This is a genomic window from Streptomyces sp. NPDC096132 (genome assembly GCF_044763345.1).
In the GTDB taxonomy this organism is placed as follows: Bacteria; Actinomycetota; Actinomycetes; order Streptomycetales; family Streptomycetaceae; genus Streptomyces.
In genome coordinates this window covers 142,452-150,611 of sequence record NZ_JBIWGA010000024.1, presented here as the reverse complement: position 1 = coordinate 150,611, position 8,160 = coordinate 142,452, and the positions used below count along the sequence as shown (strand labels likewise).

The following is an 8,160-nucleotide window of genomic DNA, read 5'->3' as shown; positions in this document are numbered from 1 at the left end:
GTGCTCCACGACGGCGGGATCGCCGCCGAGGGCACCGCCGAGGAGCTCAAGCGGCTCGTCCCCGGCGGCCACGTACGGCTCCGCTTCTCCGACCCCGTGACGTACGAGCGGGCGGCCGGCGCACTGCGCGAGACCACCCGGGATGACGAAGCGCTGACCCTGCAGATCCCCAGCGACGGAACCCAGCGCGAGTTGCGCGCCGTCCTCGACTGGCTCGACACCGCCGGCATCGAGGCCGACGAACTGTCCGTGCACACCCCGGACCTCGACGACGTGTTCTTCGCCCTGACCGGCAACGCCGTACCCGCCCAGTCCGCCGAGAAGGAGACCGTCCGATGAGCATCCCTTCCTACGCCCTCCGCGACAACCTCACCATGCTGCGGCGCAACCTCCTGCACGCCCGCCGCTACCCCTCGCTCACCCTGAACCTCCTGCTCACCCCGGTCATCCTGCTGCTGCTGTTCGTGTACGTCTTCGGCAACGTGATGAGCGCCGGCATCAACGGCGGTCACGCCGACCGTGCCGACTACGTCGCCTACCTCGTCCCCGGCATCCTCCTGCTGACCGTGGCCATGACCTCGCTCGGCACCGCGGTCGCCGTGTGCACCGACATGACCGAGGGCATCATGGCCCGGTTCCGCACCATGGCGATCTCCCGCGCCTCCGTGCTGATCGGCCATGTGATCGGCAGCGTGATCCAGACGATGTCGGCTCTGGTGCTGGTCCTCGCCATCGGACTGGCCATCGGCTTCAGGCCGGACGCCTCCCCGGTGGAGTGGCTCGCGGCGGCCGCCCTGATGGCCCTGACCAGCCTCGCGATGACCTGGCTCGCCGTCGGCATCGGCCTGATCAGCCCCAACCCCGAGGGGGCCAGCAACATCGGCACTCCGCTGGTGATGCTGCCGTTCCTGTCCAGCGCGTTCGTGCCGGTGGACGCCATGCCGGGCTGGTTCCGCTGGTTCGCCGAGTACCAGCCGTTCTCGCCCCTCATCGAGACCCTGCGCGGGCTGCTGCTGGGCAGCGGGATCGGCACGAGGAACGCGGTGCTGGCCGTCGCCTGGGGCCTGGGCCTGTCGCTGCTGGGCTACCTGTGGGCCAAGGCGAAGTTCACCCGCGAGCCGCAGCGCTGAGCTCCCGGAGTGCGGCCGCCCGCAACTCCTCCCGCCCCAGGGCGGCGTACGCCGATCTCGCCTCGGCGTACGCCGCCCTGTCGGCGTCCTCGGCCGCCTGCCGGGACCGGGCCGCGGACAGGGTGGGGAACTCCCGCATCACCGGCATCCGCTCCGCCAGCGCCACCAGCCGTATCGCCGCCGGGTCTCCCTCCGCCAGCCCGGCGAAGCCGAGCGCCAGCAACACCGTGCCGCACACCGGCAGTTCCGCCGGAGAGCCGTCGCCCGAGGGGCCGGACAGCATCCCGAGCAGCCGGTCCCGCAGCTGCCCGGCCAGCCCGGCCACCGGCGCGAGCCGGCCGCGCTGCGCGTGCGCCGCCAGCGCGGCCGACTGGATCTCCAGTGACCACGGATCCACGAACGGATCGCCGGCATACAGCAGGCTGCCCTCCCGTACCCGCTCCACCGCCTGGCGCCACAGTCCGAGCCCGACCTCGGTCAGCCCGCGGGCCAGTGCGACCTCCGCGCGGGCCGGCAGATCGGTGCCGAAGGTCTCGGCGGACTCCGGCTGCTCGTCCCGGGCGGCGAGTCCGAGCCAGTACTCCGCCTCGTCGACCTCACCGCGCTGCAGACAGGCGAGCACCAGCCCCCAGCGGACGCCGATCGAGTCCGACCAGTCTCCGGCCTCGTCGAGCGCGCCGAGCGCGGCCCGCAGATGCTCGTACGCCTCCGCGCCGTGCCCGGACTTCAGGCACAGGTCGCTGATCCGCCCATGACCGAGCAGCCGCATGGCCGGGTTCTCGAGCGACCCCAGCGCGTCGAGCATCCGGCGGGCGCACACCAGCGCGCGCTCCACCTCGTGCTCGGCCTCCCACACGTAACTGGCGACGCCCGCCGCCATGCCCGCGAGCATGGGCGCGTCCGAGTCGCAGAGCTCCCGCAGCCGCGTGTACCGCGGCGGGTGCATCTCCGGGAAGGCGCACAGTACGACGGCCAGCGCCCGCGCCAGCGTGTCCGGCGGTGCGGGCGGCAGCCGGCGCAGCGTGACGAGATGGCGTACGGCGTGGGGGCCGCGGCCCATGAAGAGGCTGGCCGTGCACACCGTCGCCGCGCTGCGGGCCGCCTCGACGTCCACGGAGTACTCGGGATGGCCGGGTCCGGGGCGGAAATGGGACAGCGGCCCGCCGGTCTCGTCGGCGAGGGCTGCGAGCCGGGCGTAGGTGGAGCCGGTGGCCCACAACGAGCCCAGCGCCGCGGTGAGAGCCGCGATGGTGGGCCCGTCGGAGCGGACCAGCGCGTACCGCAGGGCCACGACGAGGTTGTCCTGCTCGGCCCGGATACGGATCCACGGGCGCTCCCGACCGCCGCTGAACAGCACGTCGTGGTGCGCCCGCCCGAAGTCCCGGGCCCAGACCAGGAACCGGCCGGTCACCGCCTCCTCCTCGCCGGCCTCGGCGCGCCGGGCGGCACTGAACTCCCGCAGCGTCTCCAGCATGTGGAAGCGCACCCCGGAAGGGCTGTCGCCCACCTGGATCAGGGACTGACCGGCCAGCTGCTCCAGCAGCGTCAGCGCGTCCCCGGTCTCGCCGAGCACGTACTGAGCCGCCTCCTCGGTGAACCCGCCGGGGAACACCGACAACGCCCGCAGCGCCGCCCGCCCGTCGGGCTCCAGCAGATTCCAGCTCCACTCGACCACGGCCTGCAGCGTGCGATGCCGCTCGGGTGCGTCACGGGCGCCGCCCCGCAGAAGTGCGAAACGGTCCTGCAGCCGGCGCGAGATGTCGGCCACGGAGAGCACCCGCACCCGGGCCGCGGCGAGCTCCACGGCCAGCGGCAGCCCGTCCAGGTGACGGCAGATCTCGGCGACCCGGTCGGCCGGCAGGTCCACGCCGGGCCTGGCGGCCCGCGCCCGCTGCCCGAAGAGTTCGACCGAGGTCGCCGGCGACAGCTCCGGCAGGGCGTACACGAACTCCGAGGTCAGCCCCAGCGGAGCCCGGCTGGTGGCCAGGACCCGCACCTCCTTCGACCGCGACACCAGCTCCTGCACGAGCGCGGCCGCGCCGGCGACCACCTGCTCGCAGTTGTCCAGCACCAGCAGCGCGGGGCCGGTACCCAGCGTGCCGACGATGCCGCCCACCACGTCCGTGCCGCCGGTGAACTGCCGGCCTTCCCCGGCACCGACGGCCGAGGCCACCTCACCGGCCACGTCGTCGTCGGCGAGGACACCGACGAGGCTGACGAAGTGCACCACGGGCTGCTCGGCCGCCCGGCTCACCGCGTGCGACAGCCGGGTCTTGCCCAGCCCGCCCGGCCCCACGACGGTCACCACCCGGGCCTCGCGCAACAGCCCGGCCACGGCGGCGATGTCGGCGTCGCGCCCCAGCAGCGGGTTCGGGTCGTGCGGCACACCGTGCCGGGCGGGCGGCACCTCCGCGCGCAGCAACTCCTGGTGCACCGACCGCAGTCCGGGCCCCGGCTCGGTCCCCAGCTCCTCGCGCAGCCCGCGCCGGTAGGCGTCGTACCGGGTCAGTGCCGCGGCCCGGCCCGCGGTGGCGGCCTCACAGCGCAGCAGCTCCGCCAGCACCTCCTCGTCCCGGGGCAGCTCCCGGACCAGCTCGGCCAGCGGTGCCGCGGCCTCCTCCCGCCGTCCGAGCCGGGCGAGCGCGAGCGCCCGGAACCGGACCAGCGAACGGAACACCCGTACCCGATCGGCCCGCAGCGCCACCACCGGATCGCGCAGCTCCTCGCCCGCCCCGGCGCCCACGCTCCCGTCCCACAGCGCCAGCCCCGCCTCGGCCTGCGCCAGGGCGCCCTCCTGATCCCCCGCCCTGGCGCGCCCGGCGCTCGCCGCCTCGTACCGCAGCAGCGCGGAAGAGTCGACCTGCGTCTCCTTCAGCGCCAGCCGGTACCCCGTCGGCGTGCTCACGACCAGCTCGGCACCCATCTGCGCCCTGAGCCGCGACACCAGGACCTGCACCGCCTTGCCCGGCCGCTCCGGCAGCTCGTCCGGCCACAGCCCCTCCACCAGCCGCCCCGTGCTGCAGCCGGCGCGCAGATCCTCCGCGAGCAGCGCCAGCAGCCCGCGCAGCCGGGGCGCGGTGACCTCCCGTCCGCGGCAGGCGACTCGGGGCAGCAGGGTCAACTCAGTCGTCACGTGTGCAGATTAGCCAGCCGGGGGTGCCACGGTGGACCGCCGGGCTCCCGTACGTGCCGCACACCGGCATCCTCCCGGACGCCGCCCCTCCGCGACGCCGTTGCGGCTCCGTTATCGTCCGGCCCCGGTGCGGTCACACGGCGGATGCAGCCTCGACAGCCATGATCCCTTCTTGGCTCCGGCGGTCGGGCTGGACCAGGACACCACGCTCGATCTCCACCGAGGGCGATCCGCTGTTCGAGGCCGAGTACTCCGTGCCCGCCGACGCCGGCCGCTACGAGCTGACCCTCGACGCCTCCCGGGACCCCGAGCTGTTCTCGCTCTCCACCCGGGTACGGGCGCGGTGGACGTTCAGCTCGGCGAAGGTGTCCGAGGACAGCTGGACCCCTGCGAGTCGGCCTGACCGACCGCGACGGCAACACCCTGGTCCAGACGGTGGAACGCGCCTACCGCACCACCCAGTAGGTCGAACGGCCGCAAGTCCAGGCCCACGGCGTGTCCGGGAACGACCTCCCGGACACGCCGCGGCCGGTCGGTACATCATGGCGTCCATGTCGCTCACCCGCGTCCACAACTTCTCCCTCTCTCTCGACGGCTTCGGCACCGGTGAGGGGCTGAGCCGTGACGCGCCGTTCGGCCACGCCGGCGAAAGGCTGCACGAGTGGATGTTCGCCACCCGGTGGTGGCACCGGATGACCGGCCGGCCCGGCGGTACCCGTGGCCTCGACGACGTCTTCGTGCGGCAGTTCACGCCCGGGATCGGCGCCGAGATCATGGGCGCCGGGAAGTTCGGCCCTCCGGGCTGGCACGAGGATCCGCAGTGGAAGGGGTGGTGGGGGCCCAACCCGCCGTTCCACACACCGACCTTCGTCCTCACTCATCACCCGCGCCCGTCGATCGAGATGGAGGGCGGCACGACGTTCCACTTCCTCGACGCCTCGCCCGCCGAGGCGCTCGAGGCGGCCCGCGAGGCCGCGGGTGACCAGGACGTACGCATCGGCGGCGGGGCCACCGTGATCCGCGACTTCATCGCCGCCGGGCTCATCGACCACCTGCACGTCGTGGTGGTCCCGATCCTGCTCGGCCGGGGCGTACGCCTCTGGGACGGACTGGAGGGCCTCGAGAAAAACTACGAGGTCGAGGCCATCTCCTCGCCCAGCGGAGTCACGCATCTGACATTGACCCGTATGGTTCTCTGAACCGCGCGGGGGCAGGGGGCTGTATGCGAGTGGTCGTTTCACGGCCGGTGTTCCGGCGCTTCGTGGCTGCTGTCGTTGTCGGCGCGGCCCTCACCACCACCTCCGGATGCACGGTTCCCGAGGACGCCGTCGCCGGCATCTCCGTGACCGCCGACGGACGGCTGCTCGGCGTCATGATGGTCTGCGGCCATCAGATCGACGGAGCGACCCTCTACGTGACGGACGCCGACGTCGACGACGACGAGGCCACGGTCGGCTCATGGACCGCCGACCACCCCCTCACGGCGGGACTCGCCATCTGGCCCCTCGACGCGCCGTCCGCCGGCTGGACCACGACCACACCGCTCACCACGCTCACCGCCGGGACCACGTACGCCCTCTACGGCTGGACCAAGGACAACTCGTGGTCCTCCAGCAGCGTCTCCTTCACCTCGATCGACCGGGACCGGCTCACACCGGGGATGATCCGGTACGACGAGGTCTCGGACGACGGCGACGAATCCGCGGTCACCGTTTCCATGGCGGAGTTCAAGGCCAGGGCCTGCCAGGACGGTTGACGCCGTCGCCGGGACAGTTGGGGGCTGCGTGCCGGCGCCGTCCCTGGTTAGGGTGGCAGGTGGCTCGGGGGCGGCGTCGGGGGAGGTGCATCGCATCCACAGGGAGAAGAGCTCCGGCCGGTCCGCGCCCGCGGCGCTGCCGGCATCGCTGCGCGGGTGGCTCGGGGGCGTCGCGGCCCTCGCCGCGCTCGTGGTCGTCGCGCTCGGGGTCCGGTACGCCGGCCACAGCGAGCCCGGCAGGGTGGACGCGCGGATCGGGGCGGCGGTGGACGGCGTGGGGCCGCCGTGGCGGTACGTCGCTCTGGCCACGGACTTCCTGGGGGAGCCCGTGGGAGCGGCGACGCTGGTCCTGGCCACCGTGACGGGCTGCCTGATGCTTCGGCGTCCTCGGGCGGCGGTGCTCGTCGTGGCCGGCGTCTGCACGACCGTGGGGACGGCGACGCTGCTCAAGCACGTGGTGGGACGCACCATCCACGGCGAGGGCAACCTGTCCTACCCGAGCGGCCACACCGCTTTCCTCACCGCGCTCGCCCTCGTGGTGGCGCTGCCCGCGACCGGCCGGCTCGGTCTCGGCAGGCCGGCCGGCACGTCACTCGTGCTCGCCGCGGCGCTGGTCGCCGGCGCCGCCATGGGCTGGACGCAGGTCGCCCTGGGCGCGCACTACCCGACCGACGTCCTCGGCGGCTGGTGCACCGCGCTGGCGGTGACACCGGCGACCGCGTGGCTGGTGGACCGTACGGCTGACCGGCTGGTCGAGCGGACGGCCGACGCGGGTCGGCCGGCGCGTCGCTGACGTCACGTCACGCCAAGCGGCGGAACACGGGCTTCACCGGTCGTCCGCCCAGCCAGGGGGTGGGGTCGGCGGCGTCCAGTGCCTTCCGGTACACCGCACATGCCTGGGCCACCACGTCGACGGTGTGATCGATGTCGGCGTCGTCGAGCGCGCTGCTCACCACGAACGACGGGGCCAGCACCCCGCCCACGAGGAGCCGGCGCAGGAACAGGGTGCGGTACTCCTGCGACGGCTGCAGGTTCTCGTCGAGGGTGGCGAAGACCAGGTTGCTGGCCCGGCCCCGCACGACGATGTGGTCACCGACGCCCATGGCGGCCGCGGCGTCGCGGACACCGGCGGCCAGCCGCTCGCCGAGGGCGTGCAGCCGCGCCGTGATGCCCTCCTCGGCGTAGGTGGTCTGCACGGCCATCGCGGCGGCCAGGGAGTGCGTTTCCGCGCCGTGCGTGGTGGACAGCAGGAACACCCGGTCGCCGGAGTGGCGCAGTCCGCCCCGCTCCATCAGCTCGCGGCGCCCGGCCAGCGCGGAGACGGCGAACCCGTTGCCCAGCGCCTTGCCGAAGGTGGAGAGGTCGGGGACGACGCCGTACAGGCCCTGGGCGCCCGCCTCGGACCAGCGGAAGCCGGTGATCATCTCGTCGAAGATCAGTACGCAGCCGTGCCGGTCGGCCAGTTCGCGCAGGCCCTCGAGGTACCCGGGCGGCGGCTCGGTGTGGGTGGCGGGTTCGAGGATCAGGCAGGCGACCTCGTCCTGGTACCGGGTGAGCAGCTCCTCCGTGGCGGCCAGGTCGCCGTAGGGGAAGGCCACGGTGAGGTCGTTGGTCGCCGCCGGAATGCCGGCGGACATCGGTGTGGTGCCGATGAACCAGTCGTCGACGGAGAAGAACGGATGGTCGGCGCAGAGGGCCACCCGCGGGCGCCCGGTGGCGGCGCGGGCGAGGCGCACCGCGGCGGTGGTGGCGTCGGAGCCGTTCTTCGCGAACTTGACCATCTCGGCGGTCGGCACCGTGGCCAGGAAGCGTTCCGCGGCCTCGACCTCCACGATGGACGGCCGGACGAAGTTGCTGCCGCGGTCGAGTTCCCGCCGCACCGCCTCGACCACGCGTGGGTGGGCGTGGCCGAGGCTGACCGACCGCAGACCGGAGCCGTACTCGATGTAGCGGTTGCCGTCGACGTCCCACACGTGGGCACCACGGCCGTGGCTGATGACGGGGGCCAGGTTCTCGGGGTACTGGTCGTCGCCCTTGGCGTAGGTGTGCGCGCCCCCGGGGATCAGGGCGTGCAGCCGCTCGTTCGCCGTCCGCGACCGGGGCAGGCTGGGCTCTTCGGTGTCTTCGGTGGCCACGCGACC

General features: G+C 73.4%; 7 protein-coding genes. 5 read left to right on the top strand and 2 right to left on the bottom strand.

All coding sequences use genetic code 11. The annotated features are described in order from the left end of the window. Both ACIRF9_RS40415 and ACIRF9_RS40410 read left to right on the top strand, forming a co-directional pair. On the top strand, positions 1-339 hold a 339-nt coding region (locus ACIRF9_RS40415; RefSeq protein ID WP_403833065.1), incomplete at its 5' end, for a DUF4162 domain-containing protein. Further along, complete coding sequence (locus ACIRF9_RS40410; RefSeq protein WP_403833062.1) at positions 336-1,130, top strand: ABC transporter permease; 795 nt, start codon at positions 336-338, stop codon at positions 1,128-1,130. The genes ACIRF9_RS40415 and ACIRF9_RS40410, both read left to right, overlap by 4 nt. On the opposite strand, the gene ACIRF9_RS40405 is transcribed toward ACIRF9_RS40410, so the two are convergent. After that, entirely contained in the window at positions 1,108-4,263 is a 3,156-nt protein-coding gene (locus tag ACIRF9_RS40405; RefSeq protein ID WP_403833060.1) for an ATP-binding protein, read from the bottom strand. The two genes, ACIRF9_RS40410 and ACIRF9_RS40405, sit on opposite strands and share 23 nt — an antisense overlap. Before the next feature lie 551 nt (positions 4,264-4,814). Here ACIRF9_RS40405 and ACIRF9_RS40400 point away from each other — a divergent pair. The 3 genes from ACIRF9_RS40400 to ACIRF9_RS40390 all read left to right on the top strand — a co-directional run bounded on the left by ACIRF9_RS40400 (position 4,815) and on the right by ACIRF9_RS40390 (position 6,812). Then, a complete protein-coding gene (locus ACIRF9_RS40400) occupies positions 4,815-5,462 on the top strand; it encodes a dihydrofolate reductase family protein (protein ID WP_403833057.1) in 648 nt (215 codons plus the stop codon). A 62-nt stretch (positions 5,463-5,524) separates the two neighbouring features. Beyond that, a complete protein-coding gene (locus tag ACIRF9_RS40395) occupies positions 5,525-6,019 on the top strand; it encodes a hypothetical protein (RefSeq protein ID WP_403833055.1) in 495 nt (164 codons plus the stop codon). A gap of 85 nt (positions 6,020-6,104) precedes the next feature. Continuing rightward, on the top strand, positions 6,105-6,812 hold the full coding sequence (locus ACIRF9_RS40390; RefSeq protein WP_403833053.1) for a phosphatase PAP2 family protein: 708 nt from the start codon (positions 6,105-6,107) through the stop codon (positions 6,810-6,812). Positions 6,813-6,819: 7 nt separating this feature from the next. Here ACIRF9_RS40390 and ACIRF9_RS40385 read toward each other — a convergent pair whose 3' ends face one another. Then, a complete protein-coding gene (locus ACIRF9_RS40385; RefSeq protein WP_403833051.1) occupies positions 6,820-8,154 on the bottom strand; it encodes a glutamate-1-semialdehyde 2,1-aminomutase in 1,335 nt (444 codons plus the stop codon). Between the last annotated feature and the right edge of the window lie 6 nt (positions 8,155-8,160).